The following is a 26,291-nucleotide window of genomic DNA, read 5'->3' on the forward strand; positions in this document are numbered from 1 at the left end:
TCGTCACATCCCCAGATACGCCTTGCGTACGTCCGGATTGGCGCTGATCTCGGCCGCACTGCCCTGCATCAACACGCGCCCCGTCTGCAGGATGTAGGCGCGGTCGGCGATCTCCAGACACTCCGACATGCGCTGTTCGACGATCAGCACGGTCATGCCGGCGTCGCGGATGCGCTTCACGGCCTGGAAGATTTCATCGACCAGCTTCGGCATGATGCCCTGCGAGGGCTCGTCCAGCATCAGAAGCCTTGGCCGTGTCATCAGCGCGCGGCCGATCGCCAGCATCTGCTGTTCGCCGCCGGAGAGCGTTTCGGCGCGCTGCTCCAGCCGCTCCTGCAGGCGCGGGAACAGCTGGAAGACGAGGTCGAGCGGCGCCTCGCGACCGGCCTGGCCGCGAAACAGATAGCTGCCGAGCCGCAAATTGTCGCGCACCGACAGCCGCGGAAACAGCCGCCGGTTTTCCGGTACATAGGCAATGCCGCGCGAAGTGATGACGTGCTGCGCCATGCCGTCGATCTTTGTGCCGTCGAACGACACGGTGCCGGAGCGCGGACGTTCCGCACCGGCGATCGATTTCAGCAATGTCGACTTGCCGGCGCCGTTGGCGCCGGCGACGCAGACAATCTCGCCCTTTGCCACCTCGATCGACACCGCCGAGATCGCGACCAGCCCCTGATAGGCGGTGGTGACTTCATGCACCGACAGCATGACGATCCCCCAGATAGGCGCTGATGACTTTCGGATCGCGGACGACGTCGGACGGCTTGCCCTCGACCAGAACCTTGCCGAGGTCGAGCACGATGGCGCGGTCGACCAGCGGCATCACGATCTCCATGACGTGTTCAACCATCAGCACGGTAACGCCGGTGTCGCGCACCTTGCGCACCAGATCGACGCCGGTCTTCGCCTCGACCGGCGTGAGCCCGGTGAGCACTTCATCCAGCAACAGCAGCTTGGGCTCGGTCGCCAGCGCGCGGGCGACTTCGAGCCGGCGCTTCTCGCTAGGCACCAGATCGCTGGCGAGCACGTTGGCGCGCGGCCCAAGCCCGCAGAACTCCAGCACCTGATGCGCCTTGCGGCGGGCTTCGCGCATCACGGTTGACCGGACCAGCGCGCCGACGATCACGTTGTCGATGACGGTCATGGTCTCAAAACTCTTGACCACCTGAAACGTGCGGCCGACGCCGCGCTGGCAGCGCACGGCCGCCGGCAACGCCGTGACGTCCTCGCCGTCGAAGACGATCGAGCCCTGCGTCGGCGGCAGCACGCCCGCGATCAGGTTGAACAGCGTCGACTTGCCGGCACCGTTCGGGCCGATCAGCCCGACGATCTCGCCGCGCCCGACCGAGATCGAGACATCGCTGTTGGCGATCAGGCCGCCGAAGCGCTGCCAGACGCCGCGGGTTTCGAGAAGTGGCGTCGTCATCGCGCTGCCTCCTCGCGCTTGGGCGTGAACAGCCCGACCAGGCCCTGCGGTCGCGCCAGCGAAATCGCGATGATCAGGCCGCCATAGACAATCAGGTCGACGCCGCGACCCGAGCCGCCGATAAAGGAGCGCGTCAGCTCGGTCAGGGGGATCAGGATCACCGCGCCCAGCATCGGCCCCCACAATGTCCCGATGCCGCCCAGCACCGCGGGCAACGCCATCAGCAGCGAAAACTGAAAGCCCATGACGCTTTCAGGATCGATGTAGGAAACAAACTGTGCGTAAAAACTGCCGCCGACCGCCACCAGAAAGGCCGACACCGCGGCGGCGCCCATCTTGGAATTGAACACGACGACACCGAGGCTCTCGGCGGCGTCCGGATTGTCCTTTACCGCGCGCCACCAATAGCCCCATTTGGAATCCTCAAGCCACCAGGTGACGAACCAGGCGACGCAGGCCAGCGCCAGCGCGAAATAGAAATACGGCAGCTTGCTGCGCGTGAACTGGAATTTCAGCCAGCTGTCGCCGCGCACGGGAATATCGATGCCGAGTGCTGCCCCCGCCCAATCCCAGTTGTGGAACAGCAGCAACCCGATTTCGGCGATGACGATGGTGGCGATGACGAAGTAATGTCCGCGCAGGCGGAAGCAGGGATAGCCCAGCGCCATCGCGATGATGGCGGAGATCACGCCGCCGCCGATCATGCCGAACCACGGCAGCACGCCGAACTTGGTGAACAGCAATGCCGTGGTATAGGCGCCGATACCGAAATACAGCGCGTGACCGAGCGAGATCTGTCCGCAATAGCCGGAGAGAATGTTCCAGCTCTGCGAAAGCGCGCCCCACATCAGCGTCAGCACCATGATGTTCTGGACGTAGACGTCCTTGACGAACAGCGGCACCACGGCTGCGATCGCGGCAAGACAGAATGCGACGATGAGGTCGCGGCGGCGGCTTCGGGCGAAATCCGTATCCATCACATCGATCCGAACAGGCCGCGCGGCCGGACGAAGACCACAAGCAGATAGACCGCGTAGATGCCGACCGCCTTCAGCGAAGGCGGTAGCAGCAAGGCGGTCGAGGCCTCGACGAGGCCGACGATGATGCCGCCGGCGAAGGCGCCGAACACGCTGCCGAAGCCGCCGAGCGCTACCGTGACATAGGCGATCAGCGCGAACGAGGCGCCGACGTCGGGATAGATATAAAAGAATATCGACATGATGGCGCCGGCGAGCCCGACCAGCGCTGCGCCGAGGCCCCAGCCCAGCGCGAACACCCTGTTCTTGTCGATCCCGACCAGCGCCACCGCACCGGCATCCTCACGGGTGGCCTCAAGCGCGCGGCCGAAATCGGTGCGGTTGATGAAGAAGTAGAGCCCGCCGAAGGCTGCGATCGCGACCGCCGCACCGATCAATTGCGGCTCGGGCAGGAAAATGCCGCCGATCGAGACGGTCTTGCCGCCGAGCCAGGAATGCGTGACGCTGCGGTAGTCCGGCGTGAAGAAATACTGCGCCAGCCCGCGCATGACGATGGCCAGCCCGAACGTCGAGAAGATCTGCACCATGCCCGCATTGGCTTTGGCGCGCACGGCGAAGCGCACGATCAATAGATAGGCGACCGCCCCGAACACGAACAGCGCCGCGGCGACCAGCGGCGCCGACAGCAAGGGATCGATCGCAAAGAACGCGAACAGGAAAAACGTCGCATACATCGCGATCATCAGGAACTCGCCATGGGCGAAGTTCACGACGTCCATGAGCCCGAATATCAGCGCAAGGCCGACGGCGATCAGCCCGTAGAGCAGCCCCATCAGGAGGCCACTGGCGAGGCTCTGGATGATGGTCTGGGCGGTCAACGGGATCCTCCCATCTCTCGCCGTCCCTGCCTGGTGCGCGGTTGCGCACGGAGCAGGGACCCACAACCATCGAATTCGCATTTGAAGGAAGGAAGTGAGGCCACGATGAACCCGATGCTTCTCGGCGTATGGGTCCCTGCGTTCGCAGGGACGACGCCGTGTGTGTGTGTGTGTGTGTGTGTGTAATGTCTCTGAAAAAAGCGGACGCCTACTTCATCGGCCAGACGGGCTCGGCCACGGCGCCTTGCGGCGGTGAAATAGTGACGAACTTGCCGCCTCGATATTGCAGCAACACCGGGTCGGCGTCGTTGTTCTGGCCCATCTCGTCGAACTTCACGCGCTTCCACGGCATGATGGTCTGCTCGCCCGGGATTTCGGTCGCGGCCAGCGCGGTGCGAATCTTTTCGCCGTCGGTCGACTTGGCGCGATTGATGGCGTCTGCCAGCACGATCAGGGCCATGAACTCGCGCGACGTGTTGTCGTTCAAATCCTTGCCCGACTTCTCCTTGAACAGCGCGTTGATCGCGCCGACCATCGGCCGCTTGGCCGCGAGGTCGAGCGAAAAGCTGCCACGGGTGATCACGCCTTCGAGCTTGTCGCCGACGGCGTCGTACAGCGCCTTCTCGGAAAAGCCCGCAGCCTGCGCCACGATGGCGTTCGGTTTGTAGCCGAGTTCGGCCATGGTCTTGACCAGCAGAATGCCGTCGGTGGTGTAGCTCGAGGGCATCAGCACGTCGGCATTTGCCACCTTGAGCTGCTGCACTTCGGCCGACAGTGACGGCGTGTTGGAGCGGTACTTGATGTCGGCCACGATCTTGTAACCGCGCTCCTTGGCGAGCTTGATCTGCGCATTGGCGGAGTCGGTGCCGAAAATCGTGTCCTCGTGGAACAGCGCCAGCGTATCGATCTTGGTGCCCTTCTTCTTCAGGGCATCGTAGAAGTCGAACATCGCCCTGGTGAACATCTCGTCATGGGGCGCGGCGCGGAAGAAGAATTTCAGGCCGCGGGTATGCAGGCTCGGCGACGAGTTGTCGGCCGACAGGAACGGGATCTGATAGCGCTCGCAGGTCTGGCTGACCGTGACGGCGACTGAACTCTGATAGGTGCCGACGATCGCGCAGACCTTCTCTTGCGTGATCAGGCGCTCGGCTTCGGCGCGACCCTTCTGGGGGTCGCCCTGGTGGTCGGCATAGATAAGACGGATCTTGGCCCCGCCGAGGCCCGACAGGCCTTCGCCCTTCGCCATCGGCAGGTCGAACTCGTGGTTCTTGTTGATGACGTCGAGCGCCGCCTCGTACGCCTTCTGCGCATCGACGCCCTGCTGGGCGCTGGCGCCGGAGAGTGGATAGAGGACCCCGATCACCACTTCGGAAGTTTGTGCGCGGCTTGCGATCGGCGCGAGCGCGGCGACGGCGGTGGCTCCAAGCAACACATTGCGGCGCGTGATGGTCATTACATCATCCCCTATGGTGAGACTTATTGATGAAACGGTTGGCGGTTACGGTAGAGCGCAAATGATCAGCATGAACTGCATCAAAGCACGGCAAGTTGCTTGTTCATGAGGTCGGTCACCAGCATCAGCCCGGGCGCGTGCGTAATGGCAAACGGGACCCTGGCGGCCGCGATCACCGATTGCGGTGTGACGCCACACGCCCAGAACACCGGAATTTCGTCGGCGCCCACCGGCACCGCATCACCGTAATCAGGCTTGTCGATGTCGGCGATGCCGATCGACCTGGGATGGCCGAGGTGAACCGGCGCGCCGTGCACCGAGGGAAAGCGCGAGGTGATCTGCACGGCGCGTATCGCGTCTGCCGGCTTGAACGGCCGCATCGACACCACCATCGGCCCCGCGAACGGTCCTGCGGAGCCGCAGGCGATATTGGTGCGGTACATCGGCACGCGCAGCTTGCGCTCGATGTGGCGGATCGGCAGACCCTCTGCCAGCAGCGCTTCCTCAAAGGAATACGAACAGCCGAGCACGAAGGCGACGAGATCGTCGCGCCAGTGCGCCAGGACATCGGTCGGCTCCTCCACCACTTCGCCGTCGCGCCAGACGCGATAGCGCGGCAGGTCGGTGCGGATGTCGAGATCGATGCCGAGCGCAGGGATTCTTGGGTCGCCGACATCTGACATGCCGATGATCGGGCACGGTTTTGGATTGAGCTGGCAGAACCGGTGAAACGCCCCCGCGAGCGTCTCGGGCAGGATCACGAGGTTGCCCTGGACGAAACCGTTGGCGACGCCGGCGGTGGTATCAGCCATGCCGCTGCGGCAGGCGTGCCGTGCCGCCACGCTAGGCGATAAATCCGCCGCATCGTGGCTGGGTTGCTCCGTCCTCGCCAAGCCGGTCATCGTTGTCCCCGCTTCCAATCCTGTCGACATCCACTCCCGCATATGGCTATGATAATGTCTAATCGTCTTTTCTAATCGTCTTCGATAATTCAGATTTATCAATCTGCAGGCTGAGGGTGCATGACTGATTTCAAGGCAATTGAGACCTTCATGTGGGTGGTGACGCTCGGCAGCTTCCGCGGCGCCGCCCAGAAGCTCAACACCACCCAGCCCGCGATCTCGCAGCGGATCGCCGGGCTCGAACGCGAGGTGGGCGTCAAGCTCCTGCAGCGCGACCGCCGCATGGTGCTGCCGACACCGAGCGGCCGCCAATTGATGGTCTATGCCGAGAAGCTGATGGGGCTGCGCTCCGAAATGCTGGCGGTGGTCGGTGACCGCTCGTCGATGCGCGGCGTGCTAAGGCTCGGCGTCGCGGAGACCATCGTCCACACCTGGCTGACGCAGCTGATCAAGAACGTCAATCACGCCTATCCAAATCTCTCACTGGAGATCGAGGTCGACATCACCTCGAATTTGCGCAACCGGCTGCTCGCGCAGGAAATTGAGCTCGCCTTCCTGCTCGGTCCCCTGACTGCGCCCGGCGTCAGCAACCGCGCATTGTGCGACTATCCGGTCGGCTTTCACGCCAGCCCTTCGCTCGGACTCGGCAACCGTCAACTGACGGTGCACGACCTGGCGACATTTCCCATCATCACCTTCTCGCGCAAAACCCCGCCCTACGAGATCGTGCGCTCGCTGTTCAACCGGCCGGACCTGCCGCCGATGCGACTGCACGCCAGCGCGTCGATCGCGACCGTCATTCATATGGCGATCGAAGGCCTCGGCATTGCCGTTATTCCGACCGCGATCGTCGAAAGCGAATTGGCCGACAGGCGGTTGCAATTGCTGTCGACCAACCTGCAACTGCCGCAGTTGACGTTTTCGGCGAGCTGGCTGGCCTCCCCGGATACGGTCGCGGTGGAACGCGTGGCCGAACTTGCCGCCAGTCTCGCGCAGGGCGGCGTCATTGTTGACGCGCCGCGCGAGGCGCGTCATTGAAACAGCGTGTCTCGCGTATCGCTTGAACCCGGAACGACCATGACCAAAATCGCCTCCAACCTGCAAATCGATTCCGCCCGGATGTGGGGCACCATTCACGAAACCGCCCAATTTGGCGCCACGCCGAAAGGCGGCGTGCGGCGGCTGACCCTCGGACCCGAGGACAAGCAGGTGCGCGACTGGTTCCGCAGCGCCTGCGAGGCCGCGGGGCTCGAAGTCCAGGTCGATACGCTGGGCTCGATGTTCGGCCTGCGCAAGGGCCGCGACATGTCGAAGGCGCCGATCGGCCTCGGCTCCCACCTCGACACGCAACCAACCGGCGGCAAGTTTGACGGCGTGCTCGGCACGCTGGCGGCGCTCGAGGTGGTGCGCACGCTCAACGATGCCGGCATCGAAACCGAGACGCCGATCTGCATCTGCAACTGGACCAACGAGGAGGGCTCGCGGTTCGCGCCGGCGATGATGGCCTCCGCGGCCTATGTCGGCGACTTCACCACCGATGACATTTTGTCGCGGAAGGATGCCGAGGGCGTCACGGTGGGAGAGGCGCTCGACAGCATCGGCTATCGCGGCGCCACCGCGGTCGGCACGCAGAAATTCTCCGGCTTCGTCGAACTGCACATCGAACAGGGCCCGATCCTCGAGGCCGAAAACAAGACCATCGGCGTGGTCGATTCCGGCCAGGGCGTGCTGTGGTACGACGGCAAGATCACCGGCTTCGAGAGCCATGCCGGTTCGACGCCGATGCCGTTGCGCCGCGACGCGCTGGCGACGCTGTCGGAAATTGTGCTGGCGATGGAGGCGATCGCGAAGAAGCACGGCCCGAAGGCCGTCGGCACGATCGGCGAGGCCGTCATCGCCAATCCCTCGCGCAACGTCATTCCCGGCGAGATCGCCTTCACGCTCGACTGCCGCAGCGCGGACGCCGCCATCATGGAAGCGCTCGACAAGGATTTGCGCGCTGCCATTGCCGAGATCGCAGCACGCCGCAAGGTCGAGGTCCAGTTCGACCTGATCTGGCGCAAGCCGCCGACGCATTTCAATCCAAAACTGGTGGACGCGGTGGAGAACGCGGCGAAGATGCTGGGCTACTCGCATCGCCGCATCACCTCCGGCGCCGGCCACGATGCCTGCAACCTGAACACGGTGATCCCGGCGGCGATGGTGTTCGTGCCCTGCAAGGACGGCATCAGCCACAACGAACTCGAAGACGCCACGCAGGCCGATTGCGCGGCGGGCGCCAATGTGCTGATGCATACCGTGCTGGCGCTCGCTGGCGTCGCATCCTGAGAAACCAGACAGGCTGATAAATAGTTGAGGACATGCCATGCGCGGAGTTTTCGTCGACGCCAATGAATCGCTGGCCGTCATTTTTGAGCGGCTTCAGGGGCCAGACGATCCGGAAGTGCGGATCAACCGGGATCCCGACATCAAGCCGGAAGATTATCCCGCCATCCTCGATGGCGCCGAGATCGCGATCGTCGATCACACCGCGCTGCCGACCGATGTCGCGAAGAAGTGCACCGGCCTGAAGCATGTCGTGTTCCTCGGCACCGGCGCGCGCAGCTACATGAACCCGGAAGAACTCGCCGAGCTCGGCATCGAGGTGCATCTGATCAAGGGCTATGGCGACACTGCCGTGGCGGAATGCGCCATCGCGCTGATGTGGGAAGGCGCGCGCGGGCTCGCCAAGATGGACCGCGGCATCCGCGCCGGCAACTGGCTGCGCGACGACGGCATGCAATTGACGGGCAAGACGCTCGGCCTGATCGGCTTCGGCGGCATCGCGTCCGAAGTCGCGCGCATCGCGCTCGGCGCCGGCATGCGGGTCATCGCCTGGAACCGGTCGCCGAAGAAGCATCCGAAAGTCAGCTTCGTCGAACTCGACGAACTGCTGGCGGAGAGCGACGTGATTTCGATTCATCTGCTGCTCAACGACGAGACGCGCGGCATGGTCTCGCGCGCCTGCATCGAGGCCATGAAGCTCGGCGTCATCCTGGTCAACACCGCGCGCGGCGCGATCGTTGACGAGGAAGCCATGATCGACGCACTGAAATCAGGCCAGATCCGCCATGCCGGTCTCGACGTCTTCAACATCGAGCCGCTGCCGGCCGACCACCCGCTGACCAAGCTCGACAACGTGACGCTCTCGGCGCATTCCGCCTTCCGCACCCCGGAGGCCAGCGAGAATTTGATGCGCGCGGCGTGGGAGCACTGCCGGCGGGTGACGAAGGGAAACTAGCCGCGACCCTCTTCCTTCTCCCCTTGTGGGAGAAGGTGGATCGCTGGCGCGCAGCGGCAGCGAGACGAATGAGGGGTTCTCTCCGCGAGTCACGTTCGGTGAGAAATCCCTCATCCGGCGCTTGGCGCCACCATCTCCCACAAGGGACAAGGGAAAAAGCGTTCACCAACGCGCAGCTTCTGCATGTCAAATCACGCGTCATGACGACCGCGTTATCTTCTCACATTCGCGTGTGAATGCCCCATTCACTGTGTCGCACCGTTTGGCTCATTTGTCACAGTCTGGTCCGCTGCCGAAATTGCTAATCGATTCGGACGACAGGTTGGTGCAGCAAAGCGGGCGCCGCTGCACCGGCCAAACCAGACAGCAAGGGAGAATAACAAAGTGCGCAAGATCATTGGAACCGCAGGATTTGTCGCGATCATGTTCACGGCGTTTCCGGCATCCGCTCATTCGACGGCGCCTTACGATTATGCCTACTGCCTGCAAGGCAAGAATTACGGCCTTCCGGGCCTGTGCCAATTCACCAGCTACCAGCAATGCATGACGACGGCGTCAGGTACAACGGCCTTCTGCGCGAAGAATCCGCGGTTGGCGTTTCGTACGGATGGATTCCAGCCGCACGGGCTGAATCATCACGACAAGAACTACCGCTCGCACGTACCGGCGAGGTGAGCGAATGAGCGCGGCGGGTTCGCCGATCATCCAACTGAAATCGTAGCGATCGATGGCTCTTCCCTTGTCCTTGTGGGAGAAGGTGCCGGAGCGAAGCGTAGGCGGATGAGGGGTTCTCTCCGGGAATTCTAAAGTGAGAGGGGTGCTCGTGGAGAGACCCCCTCATCCGGCGCTTCGCGCAACCTTTTCCCAAAAGGGGAGAAGGAAGAAGAGCGCTCCGCGCCACATGGCCCGACCACATCCGGAGAATAAAATAATCGCGCCGGGCTGACGCATTTGAACCCAGCAACAGTGCCTTGCGACAACAGACAGCGTCGTGCGTGCCGCTGTCCATGAGGTTCATATGCTATCACTTTTCAAGAGGCCGTTGTTCGATCGGGGCAGCCCCACCGCGGCCGCGGATTTCCATGCGCAACGGCTTGCGATCTATGAGCGCGAGCTCGGCGAACGCGACCATACGTTTCTCGACCCCGGCGACAGCCGTATCGACATCCACGCCTTCGGCCGCGATTTCGTGCCGGATTGCGAAGACGGTTCGGACGAGGGCTACGTTCTCCTGACCAACGGCATGAGCGAGCGGCACATGGCCGTTCCGTCACAGGCAGACGTGAGGCGCCGCGCCGAACTGATGTGGTATGTCCGCGAGGCGACAACGGAAACCAGCACCAACCTGCGCTGGCTCGCGACCGTGCCGTTCATCGACAGCACCTGGTTCGGGTTCGGACACCGCCTGCCGATGCCCGCGCCGCCGGTCGCCGGCACCGATTTCAAAACATTCCTGTTTCTCACGCCGATCATCGCCCCGGACCAGCGCATCGCGGAGACGCTCCAGGTCGCCGGCGACCCGGTGGAGATTCTGACCGTCAACCTGATCTCCGACCGCGAATATGAATTGATCAAACGCGAAGGCCTCGACGCGTTTCTCGATCTGCTCGACGAAAACGATTATCCCGCGATCTTCGATCCGGCGCGGAAATCGTACGTGTAGTGTCCGCAACGGAGGCGATCTCTTCCTTCTCCCCTTGTGGGAGAAGGTGGACAGCTACGCGCCACACACGCGACCCTCATCCTGAGGAGACCGCGGAGCGGTCGTCTCGAAGGATGGCCACGGGCGAGATCGGTGCCTTCATGGTTCGAGACGGCGCTGGCGCGCCTCCTCACCATGAGGGATCGCCTACTCTACCATCTCCGCGACCGCCTTGCCGCACGCAACCGTATCGGCATTGCCGCCGAGATCCCGCGTACGCAACGTGCGTTCACCCAGCGTGCGCTCGATGGCGCCGACGATGGCCGCTGCGGCCTGCTTCTCGCCGAGATGCTCCAGCATCATCGCGCCGGACCAGATCATGCCGATCGGGTTGGCGATGCCCTGCCCTGCGATGTCAGGCGCCGAGCCATGCACCGGCTCGAATACCGACGGGAAATGGCCTTCCGGATTGATGTTGCCCGACGGCGCGATGCCGATGGTGCCGGTGCAGGCCGGGCCGAGATCGGACAGGATGTCGCCGAACAAATTGGAGCCGACCACGACGTCGAACCAGTCCGGATGCAGCACGAAGTTCGCGGTGAGAATGTCGATGTGGTACTTGTCCCACTTCACCTTCGGATAGTTTTTCGCCATCGCCTCGACGCGCTCGTCCCAATAGGGCATCGTGATCGAAATGCCGTTGGACTTGGTCGCCGAGGTCAAATGTTTCTTCGGCCGCGACTGCGCCAGCTCGAACGCGAACTTCAAAATACGATCGACACCCACGCGCGTCATCACCGTCTGCTGGGTGACGAATTCGCGGTCGGTGTCCGGGAACATCCGCCCGCCGACCGATGAATACTCACCCTCGGTATTTTCGCGCACCACCCAGAAATCGATATCGCCGGGCTTGCGGTTGGCGAGCGGCGACGGCACGCCGGGCATCAGCCGTACGGGGCGCAGATTGACGTACTGGTCGAACTCGCGGCGGAACTTGATCAGCGAGCCCCACAGCGAAATGTGATCCGGGATTTTCGCCGGCCAGCCGACCGCGCCGAAATAGATCGCGTCATGCTTGCCGATTTTTGCCTTCCAGTCCTCCGGCATCATCTCGCCGTGCTTCTCGTAATAGTCCCAGGACGCGAAATCGAAATGGTCGAAATGCACGGCCACGCCATGCTTTTTCGCGGCCGCCTCCAGCACGCGCAGGCCCTCCGGAACCACCTCCTTGCCGATGCCGTCTCCGGGAATGACCGCGATCCGATACTGCTTTTTGGCGCTGCTCATCGAGAGTTTCCTTGTCTTCGCTGGGCCGGCTAATGCCGCTTATTTCATGGCCTTGCAATGGACCAAACCCGCCCGTTGCGCAACGCTGCACTGCAATGTTGACCGCCACGGCGCCGCGAGCCTAACAATTGCGGCTCCCTTTCCTGCCCTCACCCAAGCGAGAAATCCCATGGATCTGCACCTGCGCGGCAAACGTGTCCTGATCACCGGCGCCTCCAAGGGCATTGGCGCGGCCGCGGCCGAAGCCTTTGCCGAGGAAGGCTGCGACGTCATGCTGGCCGCCCGCAACGGCGAGCAGTTGAAGGCGCTCACGGAGCGGCTGCGCTCGGCGCACCAGATCAGCGCCACCACCCATGTCGTCGACTTGCGCAAGGGCGAGGACATCGCCAGGCTGGTCAAGGAAGCCGCCGACATCGATATCCTTGTCAACAATGCCGGCGACATTCCGGGCGGCTCGATCGACAAGATCGACGAGGCGACCTGGCGCCACGCCTGGGAATTGAAAGTGTTCGGCTACATCAACCTGACCCGCGCGATCTATGCACAGATGAAGGCGCGCGGTGGCGGCGTGATCGTCAACGACATCGGTGCCGCCGGCGAAAAATTCGACGCCAACTACATCTGCGGCAGCGCCGGCAACGCCGCGCTGATGGCGCTCACCCGCGCGCTTGGCGGCAAGAGTCTCGCCGACAACATCCGCGTGGTCGGCATCAATCCCGGCCCCGTCGGCACCGACCGCCATGTCACGCTGTTGAAGACCCGCGCCAGGAACCAGTTCGGCGATGAGAACCGCTACAAGGAATTCCAGAAGAACATGCCGCTCGGCCGTCCCGCGCATGCGCGCGAGATCGGCGACCTGATGGCATTCCTGGCGTCGGACCGGTCCGGCTACACGTCGGGGGTGATCTTTACCGTGGACGGCGGGCATACGTCGGGGTGGTAGACCTCGGGCCGCAAACTCGAACCTCATCCTGAGGAGCCGCGCATTTGCGCGGCGTCTCGAAGGGTGGGCCGCGAACCCGGCCGGGGCCTGCATGGTTCGAGACGGCGCTATCGCACCTCCTCACCATGAGGATCAGGCAGATGCCCGGACCCGCCACCGTCTTTGCGAGGAGCGCGGACACAAGTGATGTGGGCATCGCAAGGACGAAACAAGCGCAAGGAGGCGGCCTGAATATTGCATTGAGTTCAGATCACAGGAGTTTCTTCAATGTCGCAAGCTATCCGCGACCTGTTCGACCGGTGGGAGCGGGTTTGGCATGAAGGCCAATACGATCTGATCCCGAGTTGCGTCGGACCGCACTACATCCGGCATGACGAAAAAGGCGACCGCACCGTGACGCGGGAGGCCTACGCGGCGGAACTCGCTGCTATCCACACGGAGCGACCGGGCATCCGTGTCGTGGTGTACGACCACTCTTTCACCGATGACCGCGCGTGGTTTCGCTTCTCGTTCGTGTGGCCTGATCCCGCGACTGGCGAGCGCCGCAGCCGGGCGGGGATGCAGAGCTACCGGATCGAGGGCGATAAGCTCGCCGAGACCTGGATTACGCTCCTGCCGCTAGCCACCGCATGGACAGATGCGACGGCTCAAGAGCGTTGGACGGTCAAGCGTCCTGACCGGCAACCTACCCCGTCGTTCGCTCCAACAACTGCCGGATCAGCGTCGTGATCCTGCCTCTCGGCGACATCATCTCGTACATGATCGTAAAATGGTTCGCGTCGGGAATTTCCTCATACGTCACCGGCAAACCATATCGCGCGCAGTGACCGGCGAAGTCGGCGGTCTGCTTGCGCAACAGTAACTGTAGCCCGCATGAGCTCTTGCGATATGCGGGACCGGTGCCCGCGGCATACCGCATATTGCAAGAGCTCATGCGGGCTACGATTCTTTCTCACCCTCCACGCCGCCGGCCCCTTACCCCGTCGTCCGGTCGAACAACTGCCGGATCAGCGTCGTGATCCTGCCTCTCGGCGACATCATCTCGTACATGATCGTAAAATGGTTCGCGTCGGGAATTTCCTCATACGTCACCGGCAGACCATATCGCGCGCGGTGACCGGCGAAGTCGGCGGTCTGCTTGCGCAACAGCGGCAGTTCGGCGCTCCCGACCACCAGCGACAGCGGCTTCAGCGGGCCGCCCTCCTGCATGACAGGCGAGTTGCGGCGCGAGGTCGCCTCGTCAGCCCGCAGCTTCTCGTTGAGATAGGAGTGCCGGATCGGCTCGAGATCGAAGATGCCTGATATCGCCAGCCCCGCCTTCACCTTGGGATGCGACAGCGCCATTGCGGTCAGGTGCCCGCCGGCCGACCAGCCCGACACCACGATACCGCCGGGCGCGGCGCCAAGCGCAGGCAACTGCGCGGCGAGGAAGTCGATGCCGGCGTGGATTTCGCCGACGATCTCGTCCAGCGTGGCTTCCGGCGCCAGCGTATAGCCGATCAGCGCGACATTGATGTCGTGCGCCATGGGCCCCTCGGCAAAGATCGTGAAAACCTCCTTGGCGCGCGCCTGCCAATAGCCGCCATGGATGAACAGCAGGGTCGGCGCCTCCTCGCCCGCTTTAAGGAAATCGATCCGGTTTCGCTCGCGCGGGCCATATCGCAGGTCGAGCTGGTCTGGAAAACGCTTGCGCACCTCGGCGGAGCGCTGCTCCCAACCGGCCGCCATGTCGACGCTGCCGGGCACGGCAACGCCGTTATTGAGGCCGAGATCGCGCGCCTCCTGGCTCATGGCGCGCCAGTCCAGCGCTGAAAACAATGTCGTCATGCAATATCTCCGCTCGAATACGGCAGCCGCACATTCTACTTTGCCGGAAAATGTTCTACAGCAACATCTGCGTTCAAGATACGGGTAACAAGCGGAGAAAGCGAAAGTGGCTGATCAGGGTTTGGTGCGTGAGACGGCGGTCGCCATTGTCGGCAAGCTGAAATCGGGCGAAGTGACCCCGCTCGACCTGCTCGACGTGCTGGAAAAGCGCATCGCCGAGGTCGACGGCAAGGTCAATGCGCTGCCGACGCTGTGCTTCGACCGCGCCCGCAAGCATGCCACCGCCCTGATGAAGAAGCCGGTCAGCGAGCGCGGGCTGCTCGCCGGGCTTCCAATCCCGATCAAGGACCTCACCGCCGTCGAAGGCGTGCTGACCACGCAGGGGTCGCCGATCTACAAGGATGATATCCCGGCGAAGTCCGATATCCTGGTCGAGCATCTCGAGAGCAATGGCGGCGTGATCTACGCCAAGTCGAACACGCCGGAATTCGGCGCCGGCGCCAATACCTTCAACGAGGTGTTCGGACCGACCCTCAATCCCTGGGACACCTCGCGCTCCGCCGCCGGCTCCTCCGGCGGCGCGGCGGTAGCGCTCGCCACCGGCACGGCCTGGCTGGCGCATGGCTCCGACATGGGCGGCTCGCTTCGTAACCCCGCGAGCTTCTGCGGCATCGTGGGCCTGCGGCCGAGCATCGGCCGCGTCGCGCATACGATCGCGGCGGGCGTCGATCGCAATCTCGGCCAGCAAGGACCCATGGCGCGCAATGTCGAAGACGTCGCATTGCTGCTCGATGCCATGAGCGGCGAGCACCCCGCCGATCCGCTGTCGTTGCCGGTGCTGCCGAATTCGTTCCTGTCCGCCGTCCGCTCCGGCAGCAAGCCGAAGCGCGTCGCCTATTCGCCCAACCTCGGCATCACGCCGGTCGACCCGGAAGTCGCAGCCGTCACCCGCAAGGCCGCACAGCGCCTTGCCGAAGCTGGCGCGATCGTCGAGGAAGCCCATCCCGACCTGCGCGAGGCGCATGAATGCTTCCACGTGCTGCGCGCGTTCGACTTTGCGCTCTCCAAGGCCGCGCTGCTGCGCACCAAGCGCGATCTGCTCAAGCCCGAGGTGATCTGGAATATCGAGGAAGGCCTCAAGCTGACGGTCGAGCAGCTCGAACGCGCCCAGGCGCAGCGCGTTGCCATGACCGCGCGCACGCTTGAGTTCTTCGACAAGTACGACCTGCTGCTTTGCCCCGCCACGATCGTGCCGCCCTTCCCGGTCGAGAACCGCTATGTCGCCGAATGCGCCGGCAAGAAGTTCGACAATTACGTCGAATGGCTCGGCATCGTCTACGCGATCACGCTGGTGTGCTGCCCGGCACTGTCGCTGCCCTGCGGCTTCACGGCCTCGGGCCTTCCCATCGGGCTGCAGGTGGTGGCGCCGCCGCGCGGCGAGGCGCAACTGCTGGCGGGCGCCAAGGTGCTGGAAGACATTCTGGGCGTGCGCGACACGACCCCGATCGATCCGCGGGCGCCGAAATAAGAGGGCAAATGACCGACGAGAACGGGCCGCCGCCGGAAAGCAAGCTGACGCGCAGCAAGGCGCGATGGGCGCGCGAAGGGAAATTCCTCACCGGAAAGATTTCACGGCCGGAGGAAATGCGCTTGCCGCCGGGTCAGCATCTGACAAAGGACTGGCCGACGCTCGATCTCGGCCTGACGCCGAACATCTCGCGCGAGCGCTGGCGGCTCGACGTCTACGGCGCGGTCGAACATCCGCTGTTCTGGAGTTTCTCGCAGTTTTCCGCGCAGCCGCAGAGCCGCTTCGTATCCGACATCCATTGCGTCACCACCTGGTCGCGCTACGACAATCAATGGGAGGGGCTGGCCACCCGCGACCTGCTCGACGCCTGCCGGCCGCGCGAGGAAGCGCGGTTCGTCGTGCTGCATTCGCACGACGGCTACACCACCAACCTCGCGCTGGAGGACTTTGCCGCCGAGGACGCCATCCTCGTCCATAGCTGGTCCGGCGCGCCGCTCGAGCAGGAGCATGGCGGCCCGGTGCGGCTGGTGATACCGCATCTCTATTTCTGGAAAAGCGCAAAGTGGCTGCAGAGTATCGAGTTCCTGGCGGAGGACGCGCCCGGCTATTGGGAAGTGCGCGGCTATCACAATCGCGGTGACCCGTGGCAGGAACAGCGATATTCCAGCGACTGAAGATGGTTTAACCTCGCCCAGGTCGCGGCTTCATCCTTCGAGACGCATCGCTTCGCGATGCTCTTCAGGGTGAGGTCTTGGACCCTCATGGTGAGGAGCGCGGCGACGCCGCGCGTCTCGAACCATGGTGGCTGAACTGCAGCCGACATATCCGCCCCCAGCCCAGGAGAACGCCCGTGCCGCATGAACGCTTTCAATTCACCGGCGAAGGCGGCCATCAGCTTGCCGCAGCCCTCGATACGCCCGACGGGGCGGTGCAGGCCTACGCGCTGTTCGCGCATTGCTTCACCTGCGGCAAGGATGTGCTGGCCGCCAAGCGCATCGCCACCGCGCTGGCCGCCAAGGGCATTGCGGTGCTGCGGTTCGACTTCACCGGCCTCGGCGCCAGCGAAGGCGAGTTCGCCAACTCCACCTTCTCGTCCAACGTCGCCGATCTGGTCCGCGCCGCCGATCATCTGCGCGAAACCCGCGCCGCGCCCGCGCTGCTGATCGGCCACAGCCTCGGCGGCGCGGCCATCCTCGCCGCCGCCGCACGGATTCCGGAAGCCAAGGCGGTCGTCACCATCGCCGCACCTTCCGATCCCGCGCATGTCACGCACCTCTTCAAGGACCGGATCGAGGAGATCCGCACCCAGGGCAAGGTCGAAGTGCAGCTCGCCGGGCGACCGTTCCACATCAAGCGCGAATTTCTCGACGATGTCGCCGAGCACAATCTGATGGCGCAGGTCGCCAGGCTGCACAAGGCGCTGCTGATCATGCAGTCGCCGACCGACGACACGGTGGGCATCGATAACGCCACCAGCATCTTCGTCGCCGCAAAACATCCCAAGAGTTTTGTCTCGCTGGCAGGCTCCGACCATCTGCTATCCGGCAAGCGCGACGCGGCCTATGTCGCCGATGTCATCGCTGCCTGGGCCGAACGCTATGTCGAGCCCATCATGGCCTCACAGCCGGCCAGCGACGTGCCGTACGACGTCGTGGTCCGCGAAACCCGCAACAGCAAGTTCCAACAGACCGTTACAGCTGGCCTGCATCAAATGCTGGCGGATGAGCCGGTCGCGGCCGGCGGCCAGGACTCTGGACCGGCGCCATATGATTTCGTGCTGGCAGGCCTCGGCGCCTGCACGTCGATGACGATGCGAATGTATGCCGACCGCAAGTCGCTGCCGCTCGATCGAGTCACGGTGGCGCTGAAGCACAGCAAGATTCACGCAAAAGACTGCGCGGAATGCGAAACCCGCGAGGGCATGCTGGACCAGATCGAGCGCGTCATCTCGATCGAAGGCGCTCTCGACGCCGATCAGCGCCAGCGCCTGATGGAAATCGCCGACAAATGCCCGGTGCACCGGACGCTGCAGTCGGAAATCCGCATCGTGACGAAAGCCGCCGATTAAGCCGTCGCCAGCGGGCGGACACGGAGCGCGCCGCGAAGCCCCGCGGCGCTGCCGACCAGTATCCCGGCAAAGGCGATCAGCGATGCCAGCGCCAGGGTGGAAAATCCGGTCAGGCCCTGCCCGATCGAGCAGCCGAACGCCATCACGCCGCCTGCGCCCATCAACGCCGCGCCGCCGCCAGAGCGCAGCATGTGGCGCGGCGAATGATAGCCTTCGAGATGGAAACGCCCGGTCAGGAGCGCGGTCACCAGGCTGCCGGCAAACACGCCGAACACGGTGGCGATGCCGAAATTCAGCGTCGATCCCGTCGACAGCATGACGTATTGCAGCGCGTCGGCGATCGGGGCGATGAAGGTCAGCGAGGTCACGGGTGCCGGCTTGAAATCGTCGGCGCCGAGATAGCCGGTGACAAACCAGCCCACCACCACCAGCAGGCCGACCGCAAGTCCCGCAGCGATCTGGCCCGGCGAGCGCCGGAACGCCGGATGAGAAAAGGCGAAGATGATCAGCGCCGCCGAGACGATCGAAGCCGCCAGCATCCGCGCGGCCGCCTCGCTCAAGCCCGCGGCGGCAAGCAGTGCCGGCACCGAATTTGCCGTTGCCGTGGTCTGCGACGCGCCGACCATCGCGACCCGCGCCGGCGCGATCAGGCCCTTGAGCGTCATCTGTCCGACGATCGCCAGCACCACGACCACCACGAAGGAACGGAGGTTGCCGCGCCCGAGCAGCACCAGCGCGCGCGAACCGCAGCCGTTCGACAGCACCATGCCGTAGCCGAACAGGAGGCCCCCGAAGAACATCACCGGCGCGGAGAACGATGCCTGCAGGTAGATCGATTTGCCGATATCGGCGAGGCCCGCCGCCGCCAGCAACTGCGTCCCCGCCACAGCCACGCCGATCGCCAGCGCGTAGGTCCGCAGCAGCCGGCCATCGCCTTCGGCCCAGAAACCCCGCAGGCCCGAGAGCAGGCAAAACCCGCTCAACAATCCGACCGATCCATAGATGAGGCCGATCAGCAGTCCGCTGATGACGACGATATTGCCACTGTCCAGCACGGCTTTTCCCTGTTCCCTCGCACGGCCGGCGCGCCGTTCCAGTTCAAGTAGGAAGCAATTTCGGTGCTGCTATTACGTGGGAAGCATGGCGCCGTCCACGGCCCGCACATGCAGAGAATGAATCTCTCGTCCGCTACGCCTGTCATGGAACGAAAGCGCCGCCCGTGACCGGCGTGGGAGAGATTTGTTATCCACGCAAAATTGAAAGACAGCCCTGCGTGAACGCCTAAGCCGAGGGCCGCAGGATCACGCGGTCGCGCGACGAACCGGCCACGGCCATGAAGGCCGCCTTCGCCTGCTCCAGCGGATAAACCGCGTTCGGCCTGATCGGGAACGGCCTGAGACGCCCGTCGGCAAATCCGGGCCCGAGCTCGCGCAGCACCGCGCCGGTCGCGACCGACGACAGGCCGAGCGTATCGATGCCCACATAGGTGTGCTGGCCGCGGTAGAACTCGAGTATGTTGAACGGCACGATGCGATCGATCGCGGCGATCAGGATCTGCCGCCCGCGCAGGGCGAGCGATTTGTGCGCAGCCTCGAAATAAGGATCGCCGACGGTGTTGAACACGATGTCGGCGCCCTTGCCGCCGGTAATCTCGCGCACGCGCGCCGCAACGTCGGCCGCAGACGTATCGATCACCTCGACGCTCGAATTGCTGTGCCCTTCATACGGCTCGGCCCTGCGCACGACACCGATCACGCGCGCGCCATGCCAGCTTGCGATCTGTGTCGCCGCCTGCCCGACCTTGCCGTTGACGCCCATGACCAGCACGGTCTCGCCGGCCTTCGGAATGCCGGCCCGGCGCAGCCCTTCCATCGCGGTCACGAACGGCACGCCGATGCCGGCGGCCTCTTCCCATGAAATGCTTCCGGGCTTTTCAACGACCGCGTCCGCCTCGACCACGAGATGCGTCGCATGCGTGCCGTCGCGGCGAATGCCGAGATCACCGGACGAGCCGAACACCTCGCGGCCGCGCCACCCGTCGGGTCCGTCGATCACGACCCCCGCATAGTCGCGGCCCGGCGTGCGCGGGAACACCGCATAAGGCATCAGCCCGGTCGCGGCCTTCACATCGGATGGATTGACGGCGGCCGCCCTGACCTCGATCAGCAGGTCGTCGTCGCCGCGCGACAGCGTGAGGCTCTCGACCACCGGGGAAATCGACGCGGCATCGGCGGCCTTCGCCGGCAGCCGCACGCAGCGGGCCTGGATGGATCGAACGTCGGACTTCTCGGGAGCTGGCATCAGGGTTTTCCGCTGGCTTTCGCGCAGCAGGGGTTACCCTTTCGGCCGCTTGTCGTAAACACGTTTGGCCTTGCCGAGCGAGCGTTCCAGCGTGTCGGGGGCGACGGCCCTGATGCGGGCGGTGATGCCGATGGTGTTCTTGATGAAGATCGAGACCTTTTCGGCGTGCGAGTCGAGGCCGCTGGCGTCCCAGCTTTCCGGGCGGGCCTCGGCGAGCACGGTCATCTCGTCCATCCGCCCTTCCCGCGTCAGCTCGATGATGAAATGGCCGCCGCACCAGTCGGTCGCCAGCAGCGCTTCCTCGATCTGGGTCGGGAACACGTTGACCCCGCGCAAAATGATCATGTCGTCGGAGCGCCCGGTGACCTTCTCCATCCGCCGCATGCCCGGCCGCGCCGTGCCCGGCAGCAGCCGGGTCAGGTCACGGGTGCGGTAGCGGATGATCGGAAAGCCCTCCTTGGTGAGCGAGGTGAACACCAGTTCGCCCTTCTCGCCGTCGGGCAGCACGGCGCCGGTCTCGGGGTCGATCACCTCGGGATAGAAATGATCCTCCCAGATGTGCAGGCCGTCCTTGGTCTCCACGCATTCCTGCGCCACGCCGGGGCCGATCACTTCCGATAGGCCGTAGATGTCGGTCGCATCCATGTCGAACGCCTGCTCGATCTCCAGCCGCATCGCATTGGTCCAGGGCTCGGCGCCGAAGATGCCGAACTTCAGCGAGGACTGGCGCGGGTCGAGCCCCTGCCGCTTGAACTCATCCAGGATCGCCAGCATGTAGCTCGGCGTCACCGTGATGATATCGGGCCGGAAATCATTGATCAGCTGCACCTGCCGCTCGGTCATCCCGCCGGACACCGGCACCACCGTGCAGCCGAGCTTTTCAGCGCCGTTATGCACGCCGAGCCCGCCGGTGAACAGGCCGTAGCCATAGGCGTTGTGGATGATCATGCCGCTACGCCCGCCGGCGGCGCGGATCGAGCGCGCCATCACGTCCGCCCAGATGTCGATATCGCCCTGGGTGTAGCCGACCACGATCGGCTTGCCCGTCGTGCCCGAGGACGCATGGATGCGGACCAGTTTTTCGCGCGGCACCGCAAACATCTTGAAGGGATAATTGTCGCGGAGGTCCGTCTTTGCCGTGAACGGAAATTTTGCGAGATCGGCAAGCTGTTGGAAGTCGGACGGGTGCACGCCGGCGGCGTCAAAGGCTTTGCGGTAATGCGCGACGTTGTCGTAGGCATGTCCCAGCGACCAGGCGAGGCGCGTGGTCTGCAGCGCCATGATCTCGTCGCGCGAGGCGCGCTCGGCCTCGTCCAGTTCGGCGCTGTAGCTGCTTCCGCCGGATTTCAGTTTTGCCATGGCCATGACGCGTCTCCCTCCCGGCTATTTTTCTGTGGCCGCGTTGTCCGCGCCCGCCAGCCACGTTCCCGCAATGGTGCGGGAGTGCCCTCGAAACTCGGCGATCACGGCATCCCCGGCGCTGACACGCACGTCATAGATTCCAGACCGGCCGCTGCGTGAGATTTCCCGCGCGGTTGCCACCAGCACGTCTCCCAGCTTTCCCGGCCGAATGAAGGTGATGTCGCACTGCGCGGCCACCGCGCGCTGGTTGTGCGAGTTGCAGGCAAAGGCGAAGGTGGAATCGGCCAGCAGGAAAATGAAGCCGCCATGGGCGATGCGCTGGCCGTTGACCATGTGCGGCTGCACCGTCATCGTCAGCACGGCATGGCCAGCCTTCACCTCGACAATCTTCATGCCGAGGCCCTGGCTTGCGTCGTCTTCCTGCCACATCGCGTCCGCGCAGGCGCGGGCGATCTCGTCGGGCGAAAGGGCCTTGTTCATGGCGCGCTGCCCGCGCCGCAGGACGGTTCCACGTCGTTCTCTCCCTGTACGCACGGGCCTGTTCGGCCTCTGTCGTTAGCTAGTGTCGGATCGAAGCACCTGAGGTGTCAACGCGGCCGCCCATTCATTATACGTGGTCGTAATCTACCACCACCTTGTCCGAGCACGGCCGCGCCTGGCAAGTGAGGATAAACCCCGCCTTCAGCTCCCACGGCTCCAGCGAATAATTGACTTCCATCTGCGCCTCGCCCTCGACCAGCTTGGCGCGGCAGGTCGAGCACATGCCGCCCTTGCAGGCGAACGGCAGATCCATACCGGCGCGCAGCGCGGCATCCAGAATGGACTCCTCGTCAGCGACCGGCACCTCGCGGCGCTTGCCGTCGATGATCAGTGCAGCCATCGCCTTGGGTGGCGCGGATGTTTCAATGACCTTCTTCGGGCGCGGCTTGCCGCCGAATTCAGAGACGAAGCGCTCGACGTGGATGCGGTCCTCGGCAATGCCGATCTCGCGGCAGGTCGTCTCGACATCCTCGCTCATCCCGGTGGGGCCGCAGATGAAGACGTGATCGACCCGCGAGGCCGGCACCAGCGAGCGCAGCAGCACGCGAACCTTTTCGCCGTCGAGCCGGCCATGCAGGATCGGAATATCCTGCTCTTCGCCCGATAGGACATGGAACAGCGAGAACCGCTGCAGGAAGCGATCCTTCAATTCCTCGAGCTCCTCGAGGAACAGCATGCTCGAGGTCGAGCGGTTGCCGTAGAACAGGAAGAAGCGGCTGTCGGGCTCGCGCGCCAGCACGCCCTTGGCGATCGACAGGATCGGCGTGATGCCGCTGCCGGCGGCAAAGCCGACATAGACCCTCGCCTCCTGGGGCGCGTGCACGATGCCGAACCGCCCGGTCGGCGTCATCACGTCGAGCTCGTCGCCGGATTTCAGCTCATCCGCGGCCCAGCTCGAGAACGCGCCGCCGTCGACTTTCTTGACCGCGATGCGCAGTTCGCCGTCGTCGGGCCCGGAACAGATCGAGTAGGAGCGGCGCACTTCCTCGCCGTCCATGGTGGTGCGCAAGGTGAGGTATTGGCCCGGTGTAAAGCTGTAGTCGCCTTCCAGCTCCTTCGGGATCGCGAACGTCATCGACACGGCATCCGCCGCTTCGCGGCGCAGATCGTTGACGGCCAGACGGTGAAAGCGCGGGGCGTGGGACATGGTCAATGACACTTGAAATAATCAAAGGGTTCGCGGCAGCTCTTGCAGCGCCACAGCGCCTTGCAGGAGGTCGAGCCGAACTCGGACAGCACTTCGGTATTCACGGAACCGCATTGCGGACAGGCCACCTGCTGCTCGCCGAACAGCGCGCGGCGCGAGCCTGACGCCTGCGGCGGCGCGATGCCGTATTCCCTGAGCTTGGTGCGGCCGTCCTCGCTCATCCAGTCCGTGGTCCAGGCCGGCGACAGCACGGTGCGAACCGTCGGCCGCGCGATGCCGGCGCGCTCCAGCGCCAGCTCGATTTCCAGCGCGATCATGTTCATGGCCGGACAGCCGGAATAGGTTGGCGTGATCGCGACCTCGACGCGGCCGTCGTGCACTTCCACCTCGCGCAGCACGCCGAGATCGGCAATGGTCAGCACCGGGATTTCGGGGTCAACCACCGTAGAGGCGGCTTCCCAGGCGCGCCGGCGCAGATCGATGTCGTCGAGAACGGCTACCATGTCGCCCCCGGAAAGGTGCGCGGCATCGATTGCAATTCGCTGAGGAGATGGCCGAGATGCTCGCTATGCCGCCCGCTGCGGCCGCCCTGCTGCATCCAGCCGTTGTTCGGCAAGGCAAGCGTCGCCTCGGCAACGACGCCCGTGATCGTCTTCATCCACTGCGCACGCAACGGCACGGGATCGACAGCAATGCCGGCATCGATCAGCCCACGCTCGCTGTCGTCGATTTCGAACATTTCGCCGGTGAAGGCCCAGAGCAGATCGATCGCTTCCTGCGCGCGGCGGTGGCTTTCCTCGGTGCCGTCGCCAAGGCGGACGATCCACTCCGAGGAATGGCGCAGATGGTAGGCGCTTTCCTTTTCCGATTTTGCCGCAATCGCGGCCAGCGTCGCGTCGGCCGAGCGCATCATCGCCCGCCAGTAGAGGTCGGCAAACGCCGCGTAGAAAAACTGCCGCACCATGGTGCGGGCAAAATCGCCGTTCGGCTGTTCCAGCAGCAACAGATTGCGATACTGCCTGACGTCGCGCAGATAGGCGAACTTGTCCTCGTCATTGTCTCTGCCCTCGGCTTTCGCCGCGTAGGAATAGAGCTCGCGCGCCTGCCCGAGCAGGTCGAGGCCCATGTTGGCCAGCGCCATGTCCTCTTCCAGCATCGGCGCGTGGCCGCACCATTCCGACAGCCGGTGCCCGAGGATCAGCGCGTCGTCGGCGCGACGCAGGGTGTAGAGCACCAGCGGCGTTTCGGAGACGGTGATGTTGCCTGCGGTCATGTCGTTAACCCGCTTGTTCAGTCGTCATTGCGAGGAGCGAAGCGACGAAGCAATCCAGACTTCCTTTGCGGCGCAATGGATTGCTTCGCTGCGCTCGCAATGAGGACGTCACATATGCCCGACTTCCTCCGGCACGTCGTAAAACGTCGGGTGCCGGTAGATCTTCGACTCCGCCGGCTCGAACATCATGCCCTTCTCGGCCGGGTCGGAAGCGGTGATCGCGTTCGACGGCACCACCCAGATCGAAAGACCCTCGCCGCGGCGGGTGTAGATGTCGCGCGCGGCCTGCAGCGCCAGCGTGGCGTCGGTGGCGTGCAGCGAGCCGACGTGCTTGTGCGCCAGCCCGTTGCGGCTGCGGATGAACACTTCCCAGAGCGGAATGGTTGGCGTCGCCATCGCTGATCTCCCTATTCGGCGGCCTGCAAGGCGGCGCGCTGCCTGCGCTTCTCGGCATAGGCCGATGCCGCCTCGCGCACCCAGGCGCCGTCGTCATGCGCCTTGCGCCGCGCCGCCAGCCGGTCGCGGTTGCAGGGGCCGTTGCCGGCGAGCACCTGCTTGAACTCGTCCCAGTCGATCGCGCTGTATTCCCAACTGCCGTTTTCGTTCTGCTTCATTCCGGGATCGGGAATGGTGAGCCCCAAAAACTGCGCCTGCGGCACGGTGGCGTCGACGAATTTTTGCCGCAGCTCGTCGTTGGAAAACCGCTTGATCTTCCACTTGGTCGATGTGTCCGAGTGCTGGCTCGCCTGGTCGGGCGGGCCGAACATCATCAGCACCGGCCACCACCACCGGTTCAGCGCATCCTGCGCCATCGCCTTCTGCTCCGCGGTGCCGCGGCACAGCGTCACCATAATTTCAAAACCCTGGCGCTGATGGAACGACTCTTCCTTGCAGACGCGGATCATCGCGCGCGCGTAAGGGCCGTAGGAACAGCGGCACAGCGGGATCTGGTTCATGATCGCGGCGCCATCGACCAGCCAGCCGATGGTGCCGATATCGGCCCAGGTCAGCGTCGGGTAATTGAAGATCGACGAATACTTGGCCTTCCCCGCCAGCATCAGGTCGACCAGTTCCTCGCGCGAGGAGCCCAGCGTCTCGGCGGCGGCATAGAGATAGAGTCCGTGACCGCACTCGTCCTGTACCTTGGCCAGCAGCGCCGCCTTGCGGCGCAGCGACGGCGCCCGCGTGATCCAGTTGCCCTCGGGCAGCATGCCGACGATTTCGGAATGCGCGTGCTGTGAAATCTGCCGGGTCAGGGTTTTGCGGTAGGCCGCCGGCATCCAGTCGTTCGGCTCGATGCGCTCCTCGGCGTCGATGCGCGCCTGGAACTGCGCGGCCCGCGCGGCGTCCTCAATATTACGGTCTTCGCCCTCGGACGAATTGAGCGCCTGCGTATACATGGCGGACCTCCCCTGAAATTATTGGGAGGGAATATATAACACAAATGGAGATATGCA

At 64.2% G+C, this 26,291-nt stretch carries 27 protein-coding genes; 10 read left to right on the plus strand and 17 right to left on the minus strand.

Annotated elements, in window-relative coordinates:
- Nucleotides 1–3: 3 nt before the first annotated feature.
- From QUH67_RS26170 to QUH67_RS26195, 6 genes are all read right to left on the minus strand, one after another.
- Nucleotides 4–708, minus strand: coding sequence for an ABC transporter ATP-binding protein (locus QUH67_RS26170; protein WP_300942258.1), 705 nt, complete (start codon nt 706–708; stop codon nt 4–6).
- On the minus strand, nt 692–1,426 hold the full coding sequence (locus tag QUH67_RS26175) for an ABC transporter ATP-binding protein (RefSeq protein WP_300942260.1): 735 nt from the start codon (nt 1,424–1,426) through the stop codon (nt 692–694). Before QUH67_RS26175 ends, QUH67_RS26170 begins: the two co-directional genes overlap by 17 nt.
- On the minus strand, nt 1,423–2,403 hold the full coding sequence (locus tag QUH67_RS26180) for a branched-chain amino acid ABC transporter permease (RefSeq protein ID WP_300942261.1): 981 nt from the start codon (nt 2,401–2,403) through the stop codon (nt 1,423–1,425). The genes QUH67_RS26175 and QUH67_RS26180 overlap by 4 nt, the downstream gene beginning before the upstream one ends.
- Complete coding sequence (locus QUH67_RS26185; RefSeq protein ID WP_300942262.1) at nt 2,403–3,281, minus strand: branched-chain amino acid ABC transporter permease; 879 nt, start codon at nt 3,279–3,281, stop codon at nt 2,403–2,405. The genes QUH67_RS26180 and QUH67_RS26185 overlap by 1 nt, the downstream gene beginning before the upstream one ends.
- 208 nt (nt 3,282–3,489) lie before the next feature.
- Nucleotides 3,490–4,734, minus strand: a complete 1,245-nt coding sequence (locus QUH67_RS26190) for an ABC transporter substrate-binding protein (RefSeq protein WP_300942263.1) — start codon at nt 4,732–4,734, stop codon at nt 3,490–3,492.
- 80 nt (nt 4,735–4,814) lie between these two features.
- Nucleotides 4,815–5,636: a putative hydro-lyase gene (locus QUH67_RS26195; protein WP_300942264.1), complete on the minus strand. Its 822-nt coding sequence runs from the start codon at nt 5,634–5,636 to the stop codon at nt 4,815–4,817.
- Between the two features lie 120 nt (nt 5,637–5,756).
- Between QUH67_RS26195 and QUH67_RS26200 the strand changes: the two genes are divergently transcribed.
- From QUH67_RS26200 to QUH67_RS26220, 5 genes are all read left to right on the plus strand, one after another.
- Nucleotides 5,757–6,674 (plus strand): LysR family transcriptional regulator, encoded by a 918-nt coding sequence (locus QUH67_RS26200; protein ID WP_300942265.1) that lies wholly within the window; start codon nt 5,757–5,759, stop codon nt 6,672–6,674.
- Nucleotides 6,675–6,713: 39 nt separating this feature from the next.
- On the plus strand, nt 6,714–7,964 hold the full coding sequence (locus QUH67_RS26205; RefSeq protein ID WP_300942266.1) for a Zn-dependent hydrolase: 1,251 nt from the start codon (nt 6,714–6,716) through the stop codon (nt 7,962–7,964).
- A gap of 37 nt (nt 7,965–8,001) precedes the next feature.
- Nucleotides 8,002–8,916 (plus strand): NAD(P)-dependent oxidoreductase, encoded by a 915-nt coding sequence (locus QUH67_RS26210; RefSeq protein WP_300942267.1) that lies wholly within the window; start codon nt 8,002–8,004, stop codon nt 8,914–8,916.
- Between the two features lie 384 nt (nt 8,917–9,300).
- Entirely contained in the window at nt 9,301–9,591 is a 291-nt protein-coding gene (locus tag QUH67_RS26215; RefSeq protein WP_300942268.1) for a DUF3551 domain-containing protein, read from the plus strand.
- A 343-nt stretch (nt 9,592–9,934) separates the two neighbouring features.
- The gene (locus QUH67_RS26220) at nt 9,935–10,579 is read left to right on the plus strand and encodes a suppressor of fused domain protein (protein ID WP_300942269.1); all 645 of its coding nucleotides are present in this window, start codon (nt 9,935–9,937) and stop codon (nt 10,577–10,579) included.
- 186 nt (nt 10,580–10,765) lie between these two features.
- Here QUH67_RS26220 and QUH67_RS26225 read toward each other — a convergent pair whose 3' ends face one another.
- The gene (locus QUH67_RS26225) at nt 10,766–11,845 is read right to left on the minus strand and encodes a tartrate dehydrogenase (RefSeq protein WP_300942270.1); all 1,080 of its coding nucleotides are present in this window, start codon (nt 11,843–11,845) and stop codon (nt 10,766–10,768) included.
- A 169-nt stretch (nt 11,846–12,014) separates the two neighbouring features.
- On the opposite strand from QUH67_RS26225, the gene QUH67_RS26230 reads away from it, so the two are divergent.
- Both QUH67_RS26230 and QUH67_RS26235 read left to right on the plus strand, forming a co-directional pair.
- Entirely contained in the window at nt 12,015–12,788 is a 774-nt protein-coding gene (locus QUH67_RS26230) for an SDR family oxidoreductase (protein WP_300942271.1), read from the plus strand.
- Nucleotides 12,789–13,055: 267 nt separating this feature from the next.
- Entirely contained in the window at nt 13,056–13,517 is a 462-nt protein-coding gene (locus tag QUH67_RS26235; protein WP_300942272.1) for a nuclear transport factor 2 family protein, read from the plus strand.
- Nucleotides 13,518–13,763: 246 nt separating this feature from the next.
- Here QUH67_RS26235 and QUH67_RS26240 read toward each other — a convergent pair whose 3' ends face one another.
- Complete coding sequence (locus tag QUH67_RS26240) at nt 13,764–14,615, minus strand: alpha/beta hydrolase (RefSeq protein WP_300942273.1); 852 nt, start codon at nt 14,613–14,615, stop codon at nt 13,764–13,766.
- Between the two features lie 106 nt (nt 14,616–14,721).
- Between QUH67_RS26240 and QUH67_RS26245 the strand changes: the two genes are divergently transcribed.
- From QUH67_RS26245 to QUH67_RS26255, 3 genes are all read left to right on the plus strand, one after another.
- Nucleotides 14,722–16,143, plus strand: coding sequence for an amidase (locus tag QUH67_RS26245; RefSeq protein ID WP_300942274.1), 1,422 nt, complete (start codon nt 14,722–14,724; stop codon nt 16,141–16,143).
- An 8-nt stretch (nt 16,144–16,151) separates the two neighbouring features.
- On the plus strand, nt 16,152–16,817 hold the full coding sequence (locus QUH67_RS26250) for a sulfite oxidase-like oxidoreductase (protein WP_300942275.1): 666 nt from the start codon (nt 16,152–16,154) through the stop codon (nt 16,815–16,817).
- Between the two features lie 176 nt (nt 16,818–16,993).
- Nucleotides 16,994–18,211 carry a bifunctional alpha/beta hydrolase/OsmC family protein gene (locus QUH67_RS26255; RefSeq protein ID WP_300942276.1) on the plus strand — a complete coding sequence of 406 codons (1,218 nt, stop codon included), beginning with the start codon at nt 16,994–16,996 and terminating at the stop codon, nt 18,209–18,211.
- Here QUH67_RS26255 and QUH67_RS26260 read toward each other — a convergent pair.
- The 9 genes from QUH67_RS26260 to paaA form a co-directional block, all read right to left on the minus strand.
- Nucleotides 18,208–19,263 carry a YeeE/YedE family protein gene (locus QUH67_RS26260; RefSeq protein WP_300948182.1) on the minus strand — a complete coding sequence of 352 codons (1,056 nt, stop codon included), beginning with the start codon at nt 19,261–19,263 and terminating at the stop codon, nt 18,208–18,210. The genes QUH67_RS26255 and QUH67_RS26260 overlap by 4 nt on opposite strands.
- A 229-nt stretch (nt 19,264–19,492) precedes the next feature.
- Nucleotides 19,493–20,512: a quinone oxidoreductase family protein gene (locus QUH67_RS26265; protein WP_300942277.1), complete on the minus strand. Its 1,020-nt coding sequence runs from the start codon at nt 20,510–20,512 to the stop codon at nt 19,493–19,495.
- A 33-nt stretch (nt 20,513–20,545) separates the two neighbouring features.
- A complete protein-coding gene (gene paaK / locus QUH67_RS26270; RefSeq protein WP_300942278.1) occupies nt 20,546–21,877 on the minus strand; it encodes a phenylacetate--CoA ligase PaaK in 1,332 nt (443 codons plus the stop codon).
- 18 nt (nt 21,878–21,895) lie between these two features.
- Nucleotides 21,896–22,354 carry a hydroxyphenylacetyl-CoA thioesterase PaaI gene (gene paaI, locus QUH67_RS26275; protein ID WP_300942279.1) on the minus strand — a complete coding sequence of 153 codons (459 nt, stop codon included), beginning with the start codon at nt 22,352–22,354 and terminating at the stop codon, nt 21,896–21,898.
- Between the two features lie 127 nt (nt 22,355–22,481).
- On the minus strand, nt 22,482–23,561 hold the full coding sequence (paaE, locus tag QUH67_RS26280; RefSeq protein WP_300942280.1) for a 1,2-phenylacetyl-CoA epoxidase subunit PaaE: 1,080 nt from the start codon (nt 23,559–23,561) through the stop codon (nt 22,482–22,484).
- A 2-nt stretch (nt 23,562–23,563) separates the two neighbouring features.
- Nucleotides 23,564–24,064: a 1,2-phenylacetyl-CoA epoxidase subunit PaaD gene (gene paaD / locus QUH67_RS26285; RefSeq protein WP_300942281.1), complete on the minus strand. Its 501-nt coding sequence runs from the start codon at nt 24,062–24,064 to the stop codon at nt 23,564–23,566.
- Nucleotides 24,058–24,834, minus strand: a complete 777-nt coding sequence (gene paaC, locus QUH67_RS26290) for a 1,2-phenylacetyl-CoA epoxidase subunit PaaC (protein ID WP_300942282.1) — start codon at nt 24,832–24,834, stop codon at nt 24,058–24,060. Before paaC ends, paaD begins: the two co-directional genes overlap by 7 nt.
- Nucleotides 24,835–24,942: 108 nt before the next feature.
- Nucleotides 24,943–25,230: a 1,2-phenylacetyl-CoA epoxidase subunit PaaB gene (paaB, locus tag QUH67_RS26295; protein WP_300942283.1), complete on the minus strand. Its 288-nt coding sequence runs from the start codon at nt 25,228–25,230 to the stop codon at nt 24,943–24,945.
- A gap of 11 nt (nt 25,231–25,241) precedes the next feature.
- Nucleotides 25,242–26,234 carry a 1,2-phenylacetyl-CoA epoxidase subunit PaaA gene (gene paaA, locus QUH67_RS26300; protein ID WP_300942284.1) on the minus strand — a complete coding sequence of 331 codons (993 nt, stop codon included), beginning with the start codon at nt 26,232–26,234 and terminating at the stop codon, nt 25,242–25,244.
- Nucleotides 26,235–26,291: the final 57 nt, after the last annotated feature.

This window comes from Bradyrhizobium roseum, from assembly GCF_030413175.1.
In the GTDB taxonomy this organism is placed as follows: Bacteria; Pseudomonadota; Alphaproteobacteria; order Rhizobiales; family Xanthobacteraceae; genus Bradyrhizobium; species Bradyrhizobium roseum.

Coding starts and splice junctions, on each gene's coding strand:
- QUH67_RS26180 (WP_300942261.1), bottom strand. CDS start 2,403: ATGGATACGGATTTCGCCCGAAGCCGCCGCCGCGACCTCATCGTCGCA.
- QUH67_RS26175 (WP_300942260.1), bottom strand. CDS start 1,426: ATGACGACGCCACTTCTCGAAACCCGCGGCGTCTGGCAGCGCTTCGGC.
- paaE (WP_300942280.1), bottom strand. CDS start 23,561: ATGTCCCACGCCCCGCGCTTTCACCGTCTGGCCGTCAACGATCTGCGC.
- paaC (WP_300942282.1), bottom strand. CDS start 24,834: ATGACCGCAGGCAACATCACCGTCTCCGAAACGCCGCTGGTGCTCTAC.
- QUH67_RS26170 (WP_300942258.1), bottom strand. CDS start 708: ATGCTGTCGGTGCATGAAGTCACCACCGCCTATCAGGGGCTGGTCGCG.
- paaA (WP_300942284.1), bottom strand. CDS start 26,234: ATGTATACGCAGGCGCTCAATTCGTCCGAGGGCGAAGACCGTAATATT.
- QUH67_RS26235 (WP_300942272.1), top strand. CDS start 13,056: ATGTCGCAAGCTATCCGCGACCTGTTCGACCGGTGGGAGCGGGTTTGG.
- QUH67_RS26210 (WP_300942267.1), top strand. CDS start 8,002: ATGCGCGGAGTTTTCGTCGACGCCAATGAATCGCTGGCCGTCATTTTT.
- QUH67_RS26205 (WP_300942266.1), top strand. CDS start 6,714: ATGACCAAAATCGCCTCCAACCTGCAAATCGATTCCGCCCGGATGTGG.
- paaD (WP_300942281.1), bottom strand. CDS start 24,064: ATGGTAGCCGTTCTCGACGACATCGATCTGCGCCGGCGCGCCTGGGAA.
- QUH67_RS26200 (WP_300942265.1), top strand. CDS start 5,757: ATGACTGATTTCAAGGCAATTGAGACCTTCATGTGGGTGGTGACGCTC.
- QUH67_RS26195 (WP_300942264.1), bottom strand. CDS start 5,636: ATGACCGGCTTGGCGAGGACGGAGCAACCCAGCCACGATGCGGCGGAT.
- QUH67_RS26250 (WP_300942275.1), top strand. CDS start 16,152: ATGACCGACGAGAACGGGCCGCCGCCGGAAAGCAAGCTGACGCGCAGC.
- paaK (WP_300942278.1), bottom strand. CDS start 21,877: ATGGCCATGGCAAAACTGAAATCCGGCGGAAGCAGCTACAGCGCCGAA.
- QUH67_RS26230 (WP_300942271.1), top strand. CDS start 12,015: ATGGATCTGCACCTGCGCGGCAAACGTGTCCTGATCACCGGCGCCTCC.
- QUH67_RS26190 (WP_300942263.1), bottom strand. CDS start 4,734: ATGACCATCACGCGCCGCAATGTGTTGCTTGGAGCCACCGCCGTCGCC.
- paaB (WP_300942283.1), bottom strand. CDS start 25,230: ATGGCGACGCCAACCATTCCGCTCTGGGAAGTGTTCATCCGCAGCCGC.
- paaI (WP_300942279.1), bottom strand. CDS start 22,354: ATGAACAAGGCCCTTTCGCCCGACGAGATCGCCCGCGCCTGCGCGGAC.
- QUH67_RS26225 (WP_300942270.1), bottom strand. CDS start 11,845: ATGAGCAGCGCCAAAAAGCAGTATCGGATCGCGGTCATTCCCGGAGAC.
- QUH67_RS26265 (WP_300942277.1), bottom strand. CDS start 20,512: ATGCCAGCTCCCGAGAAGTCCGACGTTCGATCCATCCAGGCCCGCTGC.
- QUH67_RS26220 (WP_300942269.1), top strand. CDS start 9,935: ATGCTATCACTTTTCAAGAGGCCGTTGTTCGATCGGGGCAGCCCCACC.
- QUH67_RS26240 (WP_300942273.1), bottom strand. CDS start 14,615: ATGACGACATTGTTTTCAGCGCTGGACTGGCGCGCCATGAGCCAGGAG.